The 15633-nt window shown below is 69.8% G+C and carries 14 protein-coding genes; 7 read left to right on the forward strand and 7 right to left on the reverse strand.

The genetic code is table 11. The features are described 5' to 3' along the window. Positions 1-2 precede the first annotated feature (2 nt). A complete protein-coding gene (locus EFL95_RS02240; protein WP_123232416.1) occupies positions 3-944 on the reverse strand; it encodes a Ppx/GppA family phosphatase in 942 nt (313 codons plus the stop codon). Between the two features lie 72 nt (positions 945-1016). Between EFL95_RS02240 and EFL95_RS02245 the strand changes: the two genes are divergently transcribed. The 3 genes from EFL95_RS02245 to EFL95_RS02255 all read left to right on the forward strand — a co-directional run bounded on the left by EFL95_RS02245 (position 1017) and on the right by EFL95_RS02255 (position 3200). Then, entirely contained in the window at positions 1017-1790 is a 774-nt protein-coding gene (locus EFL95_RS02245) for a DUF3109 family protein (protein ID WP_123232683.1), read from the forward strand. Between the two features lie 71 nt (positions 1791-1861). After that, a complete protein-coding gene (locus EFL95_RS02250) occupies positions 1862-2500 on the forward strand; it encodes a VOC family protein (RefSeq protein ID WP_123232417.1) in 639 nt (212 codons plus the stop codon). 16 nt (positions 2501-2516) lie between these two features. Next, positions 2517-3200 carry a class I SAM-dependent methyltransferase gene (locus tag EFL95_RS02255; protein WP_246004754.1) on the forward strand — a complete coding sequence of 228 codons (684 nt, stop codon included), beginning with the start codon at positions 2517-2519 and terminating at the stop codon, positions 3198-3200. Here the strand turns inward: EFL95_RS02255 and EFL95_RS02260 are convergent, their stop codons facing one another. Further along, positions 3201-4238 carry a LacI family DNA-binding transcriptional regulator gene (locus tag EFL95_RS02260; protein ID WP_123232685.1) on the reverse strand — a complete coding sequence of 346 codons (1038 nt, stop codon included), beginning with the start codon at positions 4236-4238 and terminating at the stop codon, positions 3201-3203. It abuts the gene before it with no gap. A 107-nt stretch (positions 4239-4345) separates the two neighbouring features. On the opposite strand from EFL95_RS02260, the gene radA reads away from it, so the two are divergent. Continuing rightward, the gene (gene radA / locus EFL95_RS02265) at positions 4346-5749 is read left to right on the forward strand and encodes a DNA repair protein RadA (protein ID WP_123232418.1); all 1404 of its coding nucleotides are present in this window, start codon (positions 4346-4348) and stop codon (positions 5747-5749) included. 4 nt (positions 5750-5753) lie between these two features. On the opposite strand, the gene EFL95_RS02270 is transcribed toward radA, so the two are convergent. Then, on the reverse strand, positions 5754-6347 hold the full coding sequence (locus EFL95_RS02270) for a hypothetical protein (protein WP_148044943.1): 594 nt from the start codon (positions 6345-6347) through the stop codon (positions 5754-5756). A 226-nt stretch (positions 6348-6573) separates the two neighbouring features. On the opposite strand from EFL95_RS02270, the gene disA reads away from it, so the two are divergent. Next, on the forward strand, positions 6574-7659 hold the full coding sequence (disA, locus tag EFL95_RS02275; protein ID WP_123232420.1) for a DNA integrity scanning diadenylate cyclase DisA: 1086 nt from the start codon (positions 6574-6576) through the stop codon (positions 7657-7659). Positions 7660-7765: 106 nt separating this feature from the next. On the opposite strand, the gene EFL95_RS02280 is transcribed toward disA, so the two are convergent. After that, on the reverse strand, positions 7766-8512 hold the full coding sequence (locus EFL95_RS02280; RefSeq protein WP_148044944.1) for a hypothetical protein: 747 nt from the start codon (positions 8510-8512) through the stop codon (positions 7766-7768). Positions 8513-8577: 65 nt separating this feature from the next. Here EFL95_RS02280 and EFL95_RS02285 point away from each other — a divergent pair, with 65 nt between their 5' ends. Beyond that, the gene (locus EFL95_RS02285) at positions 8578-9447 is read left to right on the forward strand and encodes an HhH-GPD family protein (RefSeq protein ID WP_246004755.1); all 870 of its coding nucleotides are present in this window, start codon (positions 8578-8580) and stop codon (positions 9445-9447) included. On the opposite strand, the gene EFL95_RS02290 is transcribed toward EFL95_RS02285, so the two are convergent. Beyond that, entirely contained in the window at positions 9448-11955 is a 2508-nt protein-coding gene (locus tag EFL95_RS02290; protein WP_123232422.1) for an ATP-dependent Clp protease ATP-binding subunit, read from the reverse strand. It abuts the gene before it with no gap. A 210-nt stretch (positions 11956-12165) separates the two neighbouring features. On the opposite strand from EFL95_RS02290, the gene EFL95_RS02295 reads away from it, so the two are divergent. After that, positions 12166-13686 (forward strand): lysyl oxidase family protein, encoded by a 1521-nt coding sequence (locus EFL95_RS02295; RefSeq protein WP_123232423.1) that lies wholly within the window; start codon positions 12166-12168, stop codon positions 13684-13686. Here the strand turns inward: EFL95_RS02295 and EFL95_RS02300 are convergent, their stop codons facing one another. Both EFL95_RS02300 and lysS read right to left on the reverse strand, forming a co-directional pair. After that, a complete protein-coding gene (locus tag EFL95_RS02300; RefSeq protein ID WP_123232424.1) occupies positions 13687-13998 on the reverse strand; it encodes a histone-like nucleoid-structuring protein Lsr2 in 312 nt (103 codons plus the stop codon). Between the two features lie 74 nt (positions 13999-14072). Next, positions 14073-15599 carry a lysine--tRNA ligase gene (gene lysS, locus EFL95_RS02305; RefSeq protein WP_123232425.1) on the reverse strand — a complete coding sequence of 509 codons (1527 nt, stop codon included), beginning with the start codon at positions 15597-15599 and terminating at the stop codon, positions 14073-14075. Positions 15600-15633 lie beyond the last annotated feature (34 nt).

The following is a 15633-nucleotide window of genomic DNA, read 5'->3' on the forward strand; positions in this document are numbered from 1 at the left end:
GCTCACGACCGGCCCAGGAACCGCATCTGGTCGAGCCGCTCGAGGATGATCCCCTCGCGCAGCGCCCACGGGCAGATCTCCAGCTCCTCGAGCTCGAAGATGTCCATCACCGCCGAGGCGACGAAGGCACCGGCGACGACCTGGTGCGCCCGGTCCGGGGATACGCCGGGCAGCTCCTTGATCTCCTCGACGGTCATGTCGACGAGCTTGGGCAGCCACTCCTCCAGCTCGGAGGCCGGCAGCATCCGGCGTACGAACAGGCCCTCCTCGGAAGGAGCGGCTCCGCAGATGCGCGAGAGCGAGCGGAAGGTCTTCGAGGTCGCGACCGCGTGATCGAGCGGACCACCGCGGAGCAGGCTGCCGGCGTCGCGGGCCATCGCGGCGCGGATCCGCTTGCGGAGCTCGCGGAGCCGGTCCTCGTCGGGGCGGCCGGAGCTGAAGTACTCGCGCGCCAGCCGGCCGGCGCCCAGCGGCAGCGACCAGGCGACGTCCGGAGCCTCGGCCGCACCGGCCGCGATCTCCAGCGATCCGCCGCCGATGTCGAAGACACCGAGCCGTCCGGACGACCAGCCGAACCAGCGTCGTACGGCGAGGAAGGTTAGCCGTGCCTCGTCCTCACCGGACAGCACGCTGATGTCCGCACCGGTGTGGTCGTGCACGTGGGCCAGGACGTCGTCGGCGTTGGTGGCATCCCGCACCGCGGAGGTGGCGAACGCGTAGATCTGCTCGCAGCCCTTGTCCTCGGCCAGTCGCAGTGCGGAGGCGACGAAGTCGGTGAGGGCGTCCACGCCGCTCTGGCTGACCGCTCCTTCGGCGTCGAGGTGCTCGGCGAGACGCAGCGGCTCCTTGTACGACGAGGCCGGCATCGGCGCCGCACCGGCGTGCGCGTCCACCACCAGGAGGTGCCCGGTGTTGGAGCCGATGTCGAGGACGCCGAGACGCATACCGTCGAGGTTACTAGCCTTCGGACGCCGAGCTTGTCGAGACGCCAGCAGCCGAACGCCTAGGCTGTGCCGGTGCCCGAAGTCGATCTCGTCTTTCCCCGCGCGTACATCGAGTTCGTCGACCCCGAGGACGGCGACCAGATCTACAAGTGCGACCTGACCTGGCTGACCTCGAACTGGACCTGCATCTTCGGCAACGGCTGCCAGGGCATCTACGACACCTCGCCGGACGCCGGCTGCTGCACCCTGGGTGCGCACTTCTCCGACGCCGACGACGAGAAGCGGGTTGCCGCCTGGGTCGACAAGCTCGACGACTCGCTGTGGGAGCGACGCCCGGAGGTGGCCACCAAGAAGGGCACGGTGTCGCGCAAGAAGTGGATCGAGCTGGAGGACGGCGAGCGCAAGACCCGCGTGGTCAAGGGCAAGACCGGGCCGGCGTGCATCTTCCACAACAGCCGCGACTTCGAGGGCGGCTACGGCTGCGCGCTGCACGCTCTCGCCCTGCGCGAAGGCGTGCACTTCGTCGAGACCAAGCCGGACGTCTGCTGGCAGCTGCCGATCCGGCGCACCTTCCGGACGATCAAGCGCCAGGACGAGACCGAGTACACCGAGGTGACCATCGGGGAGTACGACCGGCGCGGGTGGGGACCCGGCGGGCACGACCTCGACTGGTACTGCTCGGGCAACACCGAGGCTCACGTCGGCGCCGAACCGGTCTACCTGTCGAACGCCAACGAGCTGATCGCACTGATGGGGCAGGCGTCGTACGACCTGCTCGCGTCGGCCTGCGAGAAGCACCTGCGGTCGCGGTCGCAATTGGCGCTGCACCCAGCCTCGCCGAAGTGAGCGATCGCGCTCCTCGCAGCTAATCCGACCCCGGTGTGTGACCTGCATCGCAGGGGAGTCAGAATCAGTTCATGCGCCTCGACCACATCGTCTTCGCCGCCGGACCGGACGGTCTCGCCGGGACCGCTTCCCGTCTTTCCGCGCTGCTCGGCGAGGACTTCATCGATGGCGGTGTGCACCCGCGCTTCGGTACCCGGAACCGGATCCTCCCGCTGACCGACGGCACCTACCTCGAGCTCGTCGAGGTGCTCGACCACCCGGCTTCGGACAAGGCTCCGTTCGGCCAGGCGGTGCGCGCGCGTTCCGAGCTCGGTGGCGGCTGGATGGGTTGGGTCGTCGCGGTCGACGACATCACCCCGCTCGAGCAGCGCCTCGGTCGTGAAGCCGTCAAGGGCAACCGGCACCGTCCCGACGGAACCGAGCTGCTCTGGAAGCAGCTGGGCGTCAAGGGCCTGCAGTCCGACCCGCAGCTCCCGTTCTTCGTGCAGTGGGAGACCGCCGCCGAGCTGCACCCGTCGACCGGCGCCACGGGCAACATCTCGCTGGAGTCCCTGGAGATCGCCGGCGACCCGGCCCGGGTCACCGAGTGGCTGGGCGCTCCGGTCGAGCAGCCCCTGGAGGACGTGAAGGTCGACTGGGTCGCCCCGAACGGAACCCCGGGCATCGTCGCCGTCGCCTTCCAGACCCCGAACGGCCTCGTCCGGCTCTGACGGTTCGCCGGCGCCCTTGATCCGACGCAGCCCCAACATCTGGGACAACCCGGCGGTCTACGAGGTCGAGAACCTCGCGGTCGATCGTGCCGGCCTGATCGAGGCGACGATGCGCTCGATCGCCGACTGGTCGGACAAGGACGTCCTCGACGTCGGCTGCGGTACCGGGTTCCACCTGCCGCGTTTCGCCGCATCGGCGCGCTCGGTCGTCGGCGTCGAACCGCACCCGCCGCTGGCGGCTATCGCGACGCGACGCACGCGACGGCTGTTCAACACCACGGTGTTGAACGAGGGCGCGGCGGATCTGTCGCTCGCCGACGCCTCGATCGATGTCGCCCATGCGCGCTGGGCCTACTTCTTCGGACCGGGCAGCGAACCCGGACTGGCCGCGCTCGAACGGGTCCTGCGTCCCGGCGGCACGGCGTTCGTGATCGACAACGACCCGACCACCTCCACCTTCGGCGGCTGGTTCCGGCGCGGGTTTCCCGACGTCGACCCGGTGGTCGTCGAGGCGTTCTGGATCGAACGCGGCTGGTCGCGCGAGCGCCTGGGTATCCGCTGGGACTTCGACTCGCGCGAGGACTTCGAGTCCGTCGTACGGATCGAGCTGCCGACGGCCGTCGCCGAAGAGGTGCTGGCGGAGCACCCAGATGCGACCGGGGTCGACTACGCGGTCAACCTGTGGTGGAAGCGGTTCTGATCAGTCGCGCCGCGTCGAGCGCCGTACGACGAGGGACGGCTCGAGCATCCGGGCCGGGTTCTCCGGGGTCTTCAGCGACAGCACGGTGTGCAGCAGGTCGATGACCTCGATCGCGACCTGCTCGAGCGGCTGACGCACGGAGGTCAGGCCGGGCCAGGTGACCTGGGCGCCGAGGGAGTCGTCGAAGCCGACGACGCCGACGTCGGCCCCTGGCCGCAGGTTCCGTTCGGCGAGCGCGTGCAGCACGCCGATCGCGATCGTGTCGCTGGCGCAGGCGAAGCCGGTGACGGTGCCGTCCTCGAGCAGCTCGTGCGCTGCCATCCGTGCGGCGTCCACGTTGTCGGTGATCCGTACGCCGAGCCCGGCGGCATCGATGCCGGCAGCAGCGAGCGCGCGCGACCAACCCGAGCGACGGTCCTCGCCGATGCGCGAGGTCTTCTCCCAACCGAGCCAGGCGATCCGCTGGTGGCCGGCGGCGATCAGGTGCTCGGTCGCGAGCTCGGCACCGCGGGCACCGTCGACGTCGACCCAGGGGTACTTCGCGCTCGGGTCGTCCCAGGGCCGACCGAAGGTCACGAACGGGGCGCCGACACGGTCGAGCAGGTCGACCTGCGGGGTGCCGGCGTAGGTGTCGGTGATGACGAAGGCATCGACCGCGGTCGCGCGGAGCAGCTCGTCGTACCCGTCGAGCAGGTCGTCGGGGTCCCCGGAGAACAGGATGATGTGGTGACCGGTCCGCGCCGTCGCCTCGACCAGGCTGTGCACGAACCGGTCGATCAACGCGTTGCTGGTGCCCTCCTGCGCCGGCTCGAACCGCAGGCCGATCATGTGCGAGGCACGGGTGCGGAGCGCGCGAGCAGCACGGTTGGGCGTGTAACCGAGCTCCTCGATCACGGCCTGCACCCGGGCCAGGGTGTCCTCGCGGAGCAGCTCGGGGTTGTTCAGCGCGTTGGACACGGTCTGGCGCGAGACCCCGGCACGCTCGGCGACGGTGGCGAGGGTCGGGTGCGGCCCGGTGAGCCGACGGCTCGGGCTCATCGCGTGCACCTCCAGATCAGTCCTGCCCCCGTGTTGAACGATCCAATAGTAGAGGGCCGCGGGCGCGCCTCACCGAACTTGTCGGCGTTCGCACCTATGTTCGAATCATGGCAGCTAAGGCGAAGACCGCCCCCTCCCCGTACCAGTGCAGCGAGTGCGGGTGGGAGACCGCGAAATGGGTCGGTCGCTGCGGCGAGTGCCAGGCCTGGGGAACCCTCGTCGAGCGCTCCGCGCCGAAGAGCCGGGTCCAGGCCGGGCCGGTGACCCAGAAGGCGATGCCCATCGGGGAGATCCCGATCGAGGAGTCCCAGGCGCGCGGCAGCGGGGTCCCCGAGCTCGACCGGGTTCTCGGCGGCGGACTCGTCCCGGGCGCCGCGATCCTGCTCGCCGGCGAACCGGGCGTCGGCAAGTCGACGTTGCTGCTGGAGGTCGCTGCGCAGACCGCCCGCAACAAGCACCGCACGCTCTACCTGACCGGCGAGGAGTCCGCCGCCCAGGTCCGGCTGCGCGCCGACCGCACCGGCGGCATCCAGGACGAGCTCTACCTCGCGGCCGAGACCGACCTCGGAGCCGTGCTCGGCCACGTCGAGGACGTGAAGCCGACCCTGCTGGTCATCGACTCGATCCAGACGATCAGCGCCAGCGACGTCGACGGCGTCCCCGGCGGCGTCACCCAGGTCAAGGAGGTCGCAGCCGCACTGATCCGGATGGCCAAGCTGCGCAACATCACCCTCGTCCTGGTCGGCCACGTCACCAAGGACGGCAGCATCGCCGGCCCGCGGGTGCTGGAGCACCTGGTCGACGTGGTGCTGCACTTCGAGGGCGAGCGCTCGTCGCGGCTGCGGATGGTCCGGGCGATGAAGAACCGCTTCGGCCCGGTCGACGAGGTCGGCTGCTTCGACCTCTCGGCCAGCGGCATCGTCGCGATCACCGACCCGACCGGCCTGTTCCTCGACACCCGGCACGGCCCGGTCCCCGGCACCTGCGTCGCCGTCGCGATGGAAGGCCGCCGTCCGCTGCTCAGCGAGGTGCAGGCACTGGTCACGCTGTCGGCGTCCGAGCGTCCGCGCCGCACCACGTCCGGCGTCGACTCGGCGCGCGTCGCCATGATCCTGGCGATCCTCCAGCAGCACGCCGGTATCCGGCTGCACTCCCACGACGTCTTCGTCTCCAGCGTCGGCGGAGCCCGCCTGACCGAGCCCAGCAACGACCTGGCGATCGCCCTGGCGATCGTCTCGGCCCACCACGGCCAGTCGCTCGGTCGTCAGGTCGTGGCGGTCGGCGAGCTCGGGCTCTCCGGCGAACTGCGCCGGGTGCGGGACCTCGACATCCGGCTGGCCGAGGCCGGCCGGATGGGGTTCCGCTCCGCCGCCGTGCCAGCCGAAGCGTCCAGCACCGTGGGCCAGAGCAGGCTGATGGACGGGCTCCGCGTGGTCGACGTCGACACGATCGCCACCGCCCTGCGGATGCTGGGGATGACGGGCCAGGAGAGCAGCGTCGCAGGAGGCTGAGCGTCTACTCGACCGGAGTCTCCGTCGGGGTCGGGGTCTCGGTCGGCGTCGGCGGATCGGTCGGGTGGTTCTCACCCGGGTCCGCGACCCAGAGCAGCCACACGTTGGCGGTGGAGGCGTTGATGTCCTGGATCCGGACGTGCTTCCCCATCTTGTAGAACCGGACGACCGTGAGCCCGGTGCCGCCTGAGCACCCGCTCTGGATCGCCTTCTGGGCGAGGGTCTCGTCCTCCTTGGCGATGCAGGCGCCGATCGCCCCGCCGGAGTCGTGGGTCACCCGGAGGTCGCCGTTGACGTCTCGCTCGACGGAGGTCACGCCCGAGCAGAAGTGGGCGCTGTTCGTGTGGATGGACGGGTTGCCCTCGCCGGTCACCTTGGAGTCGTCGAGCCGGATCACGCAGGCCGAGATCGCGGTCTGACCACTGAGGTGGTCGGCGGTCTCCTCGCGGTTGAGCTCCGACGGCACGACCGCCCCGCGGGCCGCCGCGTAGGCGTCGGCGGCGTAGCCGCTGCCGAAGGCGGCGATGATCAGGGCCGCGACACCGAGGAGGAACACCCTCCGGGGTCGCTGCGTGCGGCGATGGGTGGGTCGGGACATGGGTGCTACCTCTTTCTGCTGTGCGCGCTCACCCCCGAGGCGCACAGATCTGACGGGCCGCCCGCCACGGTATTACCCGAGAGACCCCGCTGTTCGCGGACTGAAGAATTTCCTGTACCGGGCGGTGGCGAAAACCTCGATCGGCCGAGCGCCGCCCTCGGCCGGCTCCCGCCGAGTAACGCGAACTCGGTCGGGCGCGCGCCGGTCTAGCCCTAGACTTCCTCGCGTGGTTGCCACCGACGACGCGCACGAGGCCGAGCGCCTGCGCGCGACCCTCGCCAGCATCGCGCCGGGAACCTCCCTGCGCGACGGTCTGGAGCGCATCCTGCGCGGTCGCACCGGCGCCCTGATCGTGCTCGGTCAGGACAAGGTCGTCGACACCATCTCGACCGGCGGTTTCACCCTCGACGTCCCGTTCTCCGCGACCGGGCTGCGCGAGCTGGCGAAGATGGACGGCGCGATCGTGCTGTCCAGCGACGTCAGCCGGATCCACCGGGCCAACGTCCACCTGATGCCCGACCACACGATCCCCAGCGAGGAGACCGGCACCCGGCACCGCACCGCCGACCGCGTCGCCAAGCAGACCGGGTTCCCGGTCATCTCGGTATCGCAGTCGATGCAGATCATCGCGGCCTACGTCGGGGAGACCCGGTACGTCCTGGAGGACTCCGGCTCGATCCTGTCCCGCGCGAACCAGGCGCTCGCCACCCTCGAGCGCTACAAGCTGCGCCTCGACGAGGTCTCCAGCACGCTCTCGGCCCTGGAGATCGAGGACCTGGTCACCGTGCGCGACGTCGCGGTCGTGGCCCAGCGGCTGGAGATGGTCACCAGGATCGCGCGTGAGATCGAGAACTACGTGCTCGAGCTCGGCACCGACGGCCGGCTGCTCTCCCTGCAGCTCGAGGAGCTCGTCACCGGCGTGGACGCCGAGCGCGAGCTGGTGGTCAAGGACTACCTGCCCGGCGGTCGCCGCAAGCTGACTCCGGAGGGCGTGCTGTCTGCCCTCGAAGGCCTCTCCCCGACCGACCTCGTCGACATCTCGATCGTTGCCAAGGCGCTCGGCCTCGGCCAGGGCGAGCACCTCGACGGTGCGGTCACGCCGCGCGGCTTCCGCCTGCTGGCCAAGGTCCCGCGCCTGCCCAGCAACGTCGTGGACGGCCTGATCGAGCAGTTCGACTCCCTGCAGAAGCTGCTCTCGGCCGGCGTCGAGGACCTGCAGATCGTCGAGGGCGTCGGCGAGCTGCGCGCCCGCAGCGTGCGGGAGGGACTCTCCCGGCTGGCTGAGTCCTCGATCCTCGAGCGTTACGTCTGATCAAGGACGCGTCAGCGGACTTGATCGTCGGTGGTTGAGCAGCGAGCTCGGCTGAGCTTGCGAAGCCGAGTCCGAGCGTGTCGAAGCCTGGAGCGATACCCGCGGACTAACGGCCCGCGTTGGCGGTCGCGGTCGGCGTCTGCCTCTTCGCCTTGTGCGGCTTCGGGTGCACGGTCGTGGTCACCACGGCCTGCGGCGGCATCGTCAGCTTGAACGCCGTCTGACCGGGCTCCGAGCCGACCACCGAGGCGATCAGCCGGTACGAGGTCGGCGGCGCCCAGCTGGTGGAGCGGCTGCAGGTGTCGTCCGAGCGCCGACCGCTCCAGCTGACCTGCACCGTCGTCGGCTGGGCGCTGCGCACGACCACGGTCTGCTTCGGGATGGCTGCCGTGCACTGCTGGCTCGACCAGACGGTCTGGCCCCAGTGCGTCACCTTCGCGACCAGGGTGTGCGAGGAGACCTTGAAGTTGCAGGCCGGCTGCACACCGCTGAGCTGCAGCACCAGGCTGATGGCGGAGCCTGCGGCGACGTCACCCATCACGGGCGTGACCGTGATGTCGTCGAGCGAGCACGGGCCGTCCGGTACGGCGAGAGCCGAGGCGGGCGGCGTACCGGTGGCCGTGGCGCTCGGGCCGCTCACCGGGCGCGGTCCGAGCGGCCCCCCGTTGGCCGTCTGCTTCGCCTTGCCCAGGTCAGCCGCGGTCTGCGTGGCGGCTCCGCCCCCACCGCCTCCGCCCCCGAGCAGGTGCGCGACAGCGAAGATCACGGCGAAGACCGTTCCGAGCACCATCGCTCGCCGGAACCAGTAGACCCGGGCAGGCAGCCTGCGCACCGGTCGCCTGGACGTGGTCATGCAGGCAACGGTAGGAAATATCGGGCGCCGGTTGGGGGAGCCACACCGGACCGTAGGGTGACCGCGTGAGTGGCACGAACGCGCTGGAGGAGCCGATCCTCTCCTGGTACGACGAGAACGCGCGCGACCTGCCCTGGCGCCGTCCCGGCACGAGCCCGTGGGCGGTGATGGTCTCGGAGTTCATGCTCCAGCAGACGCCGGTCAGCCGGGTGCTCCCGGTCTACGAGGCCTGGATGAGCAGCTGGCCCACCCCGGCCGACCTGGCCGCCGTCCCCAGCGGCGAGGCTGTCCGCGCCTGGGGTCGACTCGGCTACCCGCGGCGCGCCCTGAGGCTGCACGCCTGCGCGGTGGCGATCACCACCGAGCACGGCGGCGAGGTGCCGGACACCTACGAGGAGCTCCGCTCACTCCCCGGGGTCGGCGACTACACCGCGGCGGCGATCGCCTCGTTCGCCTTCGGGCGCGCGCACGCGGTGCTCGACACGAACGTCCGACGCGTGCTGGGGCGGGCGGTCGGTGGTGTCGAGTTCCCCGCCCCCTCGGTCACCAGGAGCGAGCGCGAGCTGGCGACGGCCCTGGTGCCGGAGGTCCACCCCGAGCTGTGGGCGGTCGCGGTGATGGAGCTCGGGGCGCTGGTCTGCACGGCCGCGAACCCGCGCTGCGCACAGTGCCCGGTGCAGGAGATGTGCCAGTGGCGCAGGCTCGGGAAGCCGCCGTACGACGGTCCACCGCGCAAGGGCCAGACCTACGCCGGCACCGACCGCCAGTGCCGTGGTCGGCTGCTGGCCGTGCTGCGGGACTCCGAAGGTCCGGTCGCGGCGTCGCGGCTCGAGGCCGCCTGGTCCGACGTGTCACAGCGGGAAAGAGCTCTGGCCTCCCTGCTCGACGATGGTCTCGTCGTGCAGGAAGGCCAGAGGTTCAGTCTTCCGGGGTGATCACTCGCCGTCGCCGGCGCCGACCTCCACCGTCTCGGGGGTGTCCGGGAGCACGGCTCGCGGAGTGCCCTTGAACGTGAACGCCGCCTCGGCGCCCTCGCCCTCGACGTCCACGACGACGATCTGGCCGGGGCCGACCTCGCCGTAGAGCATCTTCTCGGCCAGCACGTCCTCGATCTCGCGCTGGACGGTCCGCCGCAGCGGACGTGCGCCCAGCACCGGGTCGAAGCCCTTGACCGCGAGCATGTCCTTCGCGGCCTGGGTCAGCTCGATCGACATGTCCCGGTCCCGCAACCGCAGCTCGACGGAGGCGATCATGTTGTCCACCATCGCGACGATCTGCTCCTTCGTCAGCGGCGGGAAGACGATCATCTCGTCGACACGGTTGAGGAACTCCGGGCGGAAGTGCTGCTTGAGCTCTTCGGAGACCTTCGCCTTCATCCGCTCGTAGGTGCCCTGGGTGTCCGAGCTGTTGCCGAAGCCCAGGCTGACGCCCTTGCTGATGTCGCGGGTGCCGAGGTTCGTGGTCATGATGATCACGGTGTTCTTGAAGTCGACGACCCGGCCCTGGGAGTCGGTCAGGCGACCTTCCTCCAGGATCTGCAGCAGGCTGTTGAAGATGTCCGGGTGCGCCTTCTCGACCTCGTCGAACAGCACGACCGAGAACGGCTTGCGGCGCACCTTCTCGGTGAGCTGGCCGCCCTCTTCGTAGCCGACGTAGCCCGGAGGCGAACCGAACAGCCGCGAGACCGTGTGCTTCTCGGAGAACTCCGACATGTCGAGCTGGATGAGCGCGTCCTCGTCACCGAAGAGGAACTCGGCCAGCGTCTTGGACAGCCAGGTCTTACCGACGCCCGACGGGCCGGCGAAGATGAACGAACCGCCGGGGCGCTTCGGGTCCTTCAGGCCGGCACGGGTACGACGGATGGCACGGGAGAGCGCCTTGACGGCCTCCTCCTGACCGATGACCCGCTTGTGGAGCTCGTCCTCCATCTTGAGCAGTCGGGTGGACTCCTCCTCGGAGAGCTTCACGATCGGGATGCCGGTCGCCACCGCCAGGACCTCGGCGATGAGCTCCTCGTCGACCTCGGCCACGACGTCCATGTCACCGGCGCGCCACTGCTTCTCGCGCTCGGCCTTGGCCAGGATCAGCTGCTTCTCCTCGTCGCGCAGGCGCGCTGCGGCCTCGAAGTCCTGGCCGTCGATGGCGCCTTCCTTGCGCCGGCGGACGTCGCCGATCTTGTCGTCGAACTCGCGCAGGTCCGGCGGAGCCGTCATCCGGCGGATCCGCAGGCGCGAGCCCGCCTCGTCGATGAGGTCGATCGCCTTGTCCGGCAGGAACCGGTCGGAGACGTACCGGTCGGCCAACGTCGCCGCCGAGACCAGGGCCTCGTCGGTGATCGTCACCCGGTGGTGCGCCTCGTAGCGGTCGCGCAGACCCTTGAGGATCTCGATGGTGTGCGCGATCGACGGCTCGGCGACCTGGATCGGCTGGAAGCGGCGCTCGAGCGCGGCGTCCTTCTCCAGGTGCTTGCGGTACTCGTCCAGCGTGGTGGCACCGATGGTCTGCAGCTCGCCGCGGGCCAGCATCGGCTTGAGGATGCTGGCGGCGTCGATCGCGCCCTCGGCCGCACCGGCGCCGACGAGCGTGTGCAGCTCGTCGATGAACAGCACGATGTCGCCGCGGGTCTTGATCTCCTTCAGGACCTTCTTCAGGCGCTCCTCGAAGTCACCGCGGTAGCGGGAGCCGGCGACGAGCGCACCGAGGTCGAGCGAGTAGATCTGCTTGTCCTTGAGCGTCTCCGGGACGTCGCCGCGGACGATCGCCTGGGCCAGGCCCTCGACGCACGCGGTCTTGCCGACGCCGGGCTCGCCGATCAGCACCGGGTTGTTCTTGGTGCGGCGGGACAGCACCTGCATGACCCGCTCGATCTCCTTCTCGCGCCCGATGACCGGGTCGAGCTTCCCCTCCTTGGCGGCCTGGGTGTAGTTGCGGCCGAACTGGTCGAGGACCAGGGAGCTGGACGGAGCGGCTTCCGGGGCGGTGCCGGCGGCCTGCGCCTCCTTGCCCTGGTAGCCGGAGAGCAGCTGGATGACCTGCTGGCGGACGCGGTTCAGGTCCGCGCCGAGCTTCTGCAGCACCTGGGCGGCAACGCCCTCGCCCTCGCGGATCAGGCCGAGCAGGATGTGCTCGGTCCCGATGTAGTTGTGGCCGAGCTGCAGCGCCTCGCGCAGCGAGAGCTCGAGAACCTTCTTGGCGCGCGGGGTGAACGGGATGTGACCGCTGGGAGCCTGCTGGCCCTGGCCGATGATCTCCTCGACCTGAGCACGGACGCCCTCCAGCGAGATACCGAGGCTCTCCAGAGCCTTGGCCGCAATGCCGTCCCCCTCGTGGATCAGGCCGAGCAGGATGTGCTCGGTCCCGATGTAGTTGTGCGAGAGCATGCGGGCCTCTTCCTGGGCCAGCACGACAACTCGACGCGCACGGTCTGTGAACCGTTCGAACATGGGCATCGCTCCTTGACTACGCGGGTCGAGAAACGTGCGACCCGCACGACTCTCAAACCCTGTATCCACCCTACGTGTTCCGACCGAACGCCGTCTTCGCTGTTAGCGAACACGGGACCTCCGGGCCGCACGCAACCAAAACCGCTCGGGGAGCGTCTAGAGAGCAGCGAGCCGGGCGAGCCGGCTCCGACACCTGCCCTCGGAGGTCCCGTGCGCCGCGTCCGTACCGCCCTGCCTGTCGCCCTCGCCGCCGGAGCCCTCGCGCTCGCACCGGGCCTGCCGTCCGCGACCGCCGCCACCGGCTCGGTCCGCCTGTTCAGCCCGCAGCCCGAGCTGACGATGACCATCCACAACCCCGGCCCGGACCAGTGGGTGGACTTCAACCCCTCCATCTACCTCAAGGCGGTCGGCGCCCGGTTCGAGATCGACGTCCGGCGGACCAGCTTCTCCGACCCGCTCCACGCCGTGGCCACCGTCGGCGGCACGCCGCGGACCATTCCGGAGTCGATGCTCGACGGGTGGCAGGGCATCCAGCACGCGTTCGTGCTGACGTGGCGCAAGGCCGGCGGTGGCCGGATCTCCCAGACCAAGGTGGACTGGTGCCCGAACGAGGGGCAGGCGAGCCCCCTGTCACCCTCCGCGGCGTCCCGGACGGTCTTCGCGTGGGGCTGCGGCTTCAACCCGTTCACCCGCAGCCAGCGATGGGGCGTCGACTCGGGCTGGGCGCGGCAGGTGCTGAGCTACGGGATCGAGACCCCAGACACCTCCAAGCTCGGCAACCACCCGACCCTCGACGTGGCGATGCGCAAGGACCTCGCGACGATCCTCCGGATCCCGGCCAGCGACCAGGTGCTGCACCTGAAGATCACCGTCGAGCGGGTCACCGATCCGGTGGACCCGCCGACGCCCGAGCCGACCCCGGGGACGGCCGCACACTCCGCGGGCAGCCCGGACACGATCGCCCCGGCCTCGAGCGAGAGCCGCCGTGCCGTTCCGCGGGTGAGCACGACCGCGCCGCCCGCTGACGCGCTCCCCGACCTGATCCCGCTGCCGTCCTTCGGGATGTCGACCCACCACGAGGACACCGGGGACTACCTGGACTTCGCGGCGACGGTCTACAACGGGGGCAAGGGGCCGCTGGTCGCCGAGGGCTACCGGCGCGGCAGCGAGCCGGTGATGGACGCCTACCAGCGCTTCTACCGCGGCAGCACGCTGGTCGGCACCGAGAAGGTCGGGACGATGGAGTACGACAGCCGCCCCAGCCACCAGCACTGGCACTTCGAGGACTTCGCGACCTACGACCTGTGGAACGCCAAGGGCTACCGGGTCCGCACCAGCGGCAAGGAGGCTTTCTGCCTCGCACCGACCGACGCCATCGACCTGCTGCTCCCCCACGCGGCGGTGAACCCCGGGAACGGCGACCTGGCCACCGCGTGCGGAGACCTGTCCTCGATCTGGGTCCGCGAGGTGCTCGCCGCGGGCTGGGGCGACACGTACACCCAGGAGCGGGCGGGCCAGTCGATGGACATCACCACGCTCCCCAACGGCACCTACTACCTGCGGATCACCGCGAACCCGGCCGGACGGCTGCACGAGGTCTCGACCTCGAACAACATCTCGGTGCGCAAGGTCCTGATCAGCGGCAAGGCTGGAGCGCGCACGGTGAGCGTTCCCCCGGTCGGAGTGATCGACAGCGAGAAGATCTACTTCGACCAGGGGGAGGCCCCGTGATCAGTGAGCCGCTACGTAGGCGTCCTTGACCTGCTGGGAGACGCGGCCGCGGTCCGGAACCTCGAAGCCGTTCTCGCGGGCCCAGGTCCGGATGTCGGCCGGGCTGGGGCCGCCACCGGAACGCCCACGCTTGCGGGAACCGGCCCGGCGGGCGTGGCCGACGTAGAGGGCCAGCGCGTCGCGGAGCTTGTCGGCGTTCTTGGAATTGAGGTCGATCTCGTAGTCACGCCCGTCCAGCGCGAAGCTGACGGTCTCGGAGGCCTCGGAGCCGTCGATGTCGTCGACGAGAACGATGCTCACCTTTTGCGCCATGCCGATTCCCCGTTTCTTTCTGTGCCCGTTAAGAGCGTGGCCCGAGCTGTATTCCAGACCATACCCGAGGTTATTTATTCGGGGCGAAGCAGGGGAAACAGAATAGTTTCGCGAATACCGGCTCCGGTGAGCAGCATGATCAACCGGTCGACGCCCATGCCCATTCCGCCGGCGGGCGGCATCCCGTACTCCATCGCCTTGAGGAACACCTCGTCGAGCTCCATGGCCTCGGGATCCCCCGCTGCAGCGAGCAGGGACTGTGCGGTGAGTCGTTCACGCTGCACCACCGGGTCGTTGAGCTCGGAATAGGCCGGAGCCAGCTCGACGCCGTTGATGATGAGGTCCCACGCCTCGTTGAGCCCATTCTTTGACCGGTGTGCCTTGGCGAGAGGCTTCACCGCGGACGGATAATCCATCACGAAAGTCGGATTGATCAGAGAATCCTCGACGAGCTGTTCGTACAGCTCGACAACAATCTCTTCCGAACCCCATTTCGGCTGCAGTTCGACCTCGCGGGCGGCGGCGTGCTTCCGCAACGCGTCCGCGGTCGTGTCGACGGTGATCTCCTCGCCGAGAGCGTCGGAGACCAGGTCCAGGATCGGGGCCTGGCGCCACTCGGCCTCCAGGTCGATCTCGGAACCGTCCCGACTGGGCACCACGGTGCGGCCGACCGCGCGTGCGGCGTCGAGCACCAGGTCCCGGGTCAGCTGCATCATCGTGAACTGGTCGCCGTAGGCCTGATAAGCCTCCAGCATCGAGAACTCGGCCGCGTGGGTGGAGTCCAGGCCCTCGTTGCGGAAGGTCCGGCCGATCTCGTAGACCTTGTCGACGCCGCCGATCATCGCCCGCTTGAGGTCGAGCTCGAGCGCGATGCGCAGCAGCATCGGCTGGTCCAGCGCGTTCAGGTGGGTCTTGAACGGCCGGGCGGCGGCGCCACCGTTGGTGAGCTGCAGGATCGGCGTCTCGACCTCGAGGTAGCCCTGCGAGTCCAGGGTGTTGCGCAGGCTGCGCAGCACCGTCGCCTTGGTGCGAACCATGTCCCGGGCCTCGGGCCGGATCATCATGTCGACGTACCGGAGCCGGATCCGGGCCTCGTCGGACAGCGGCTTGTGCTCGTTCGGCAGCGGACGCAGCGTCTTGGCCGCGATCTGCCACGTGCTTGCCTGCACCGAGAGCTCGCCGCGGCGGCTGGTGATCACCTCGCCGCTGACGGCGAGCAGGTCACCGAGGTCGACCAGCGCCTTGAAGTCGGCCAGCGACTCCTCGCCGAGGTCCGCCAGGGACAGCATCACCTGGATCTCCGAGCCGTCGCCCTCGCGCAGCCGGACGAAGCAGAGCTTGCCGGTGTTGCGCAGGAAGATCACCCGGCCGGTGATCGCCACCTGCTCGCCGGTCATCGTGTCGGGCTCGAGCGAGCCGGCCTCGAGCTGCGGGTCGTACTTCGCGCGGATCTCCTTGACCGTGTGCGTCCGCTCCACCGCGATCGGGTAGGCCTGCTTGCCGGCCTCCAGCAGCCGCGCACGCTTGTCGCGGCGGACCTGCATCTGCTCCGGCAGGTCATCGGCCGCTGCGTCGGCGGTGGCGTCGTGCTGGTCGGTCATGGGGAGAAGGTTATCGGCGGCGGACCGGACCGCC

It is taken from the genome of Nocardioides marmorisolisilvae, assembly GCF_003725775.1.
GTDB lineage: Bacteria > Actinomycetota > Actinomycetes > Propionibacteriales > Nocardioidaceae > Marmoricola > Marmoricola marmorisolisilvae.

Bases quoted from the DNA above. Each gene is read 5' to 3' on its own strand.
- EFL95_RS02290 (WP_123232422.1), bottom strand. From the start codon at position 11,955: ATGTTCGAACGGTTCACAGACCGTGCGCGTCGAGTTGTCGTGCTGGCC.
- EFL95_RS02260 (WP_123232685.1), bottom strand. From the start codon at position 4,238: ATGAGCCCGAGCCGTCGGCTCACCGGGCCGCACCCGACCCTCGCCACC.
- EFL95_RS02280 (WP_148044944.1), bottom strand. From the start codon at position 8,512: ATGACCACGTCCAGGCGACCGGTGCGCAGGCTGCCTGCCCGGGTCTAC.
- EFL95_RS02270 (WP_148044943.1), bottom strand. From the start codon at position 6,347: ATGTCCCGACCCACCCATCGCCGCACGCAGCGACCCCGGAGGGTGTTC.
- radA (WP_123232418.1), top strand. From the start codon at position 4,346: ATGGCAGCTAAGGCGAAGACCGCCCCCTCCCCGTACCAGTGCAGCGAG.
- EFL95_RS02250 (WP_123232417.1), top strand. From the start codon at position 1,862: ATGCGCCTCGACCACATCGTCTTCGCCGCCGGACCGGACGGTCTCGCC.
- lysS (WP_123232425.1), bottom strand. From the start codon at position 15,599: ATGACCGACCAGCACGACGCCACCGCCGACGCAGCGGCCGATGACCTG.
- EFL95_RS02240 (WP_123232416.1), bottom strand. From the start codon at position 944: ATGCGTCTCGGCGTCCTCGACATCGGCTCCAACACCGGGCACCTCCTG.
- EFL95_RS02300 (WP_123232424.1), bottom strand. From the start codon at position 13,998: ATGGCGCAAAAGGTGAGCATCGTTCTCGTCGACGACATCGACGGCTCC.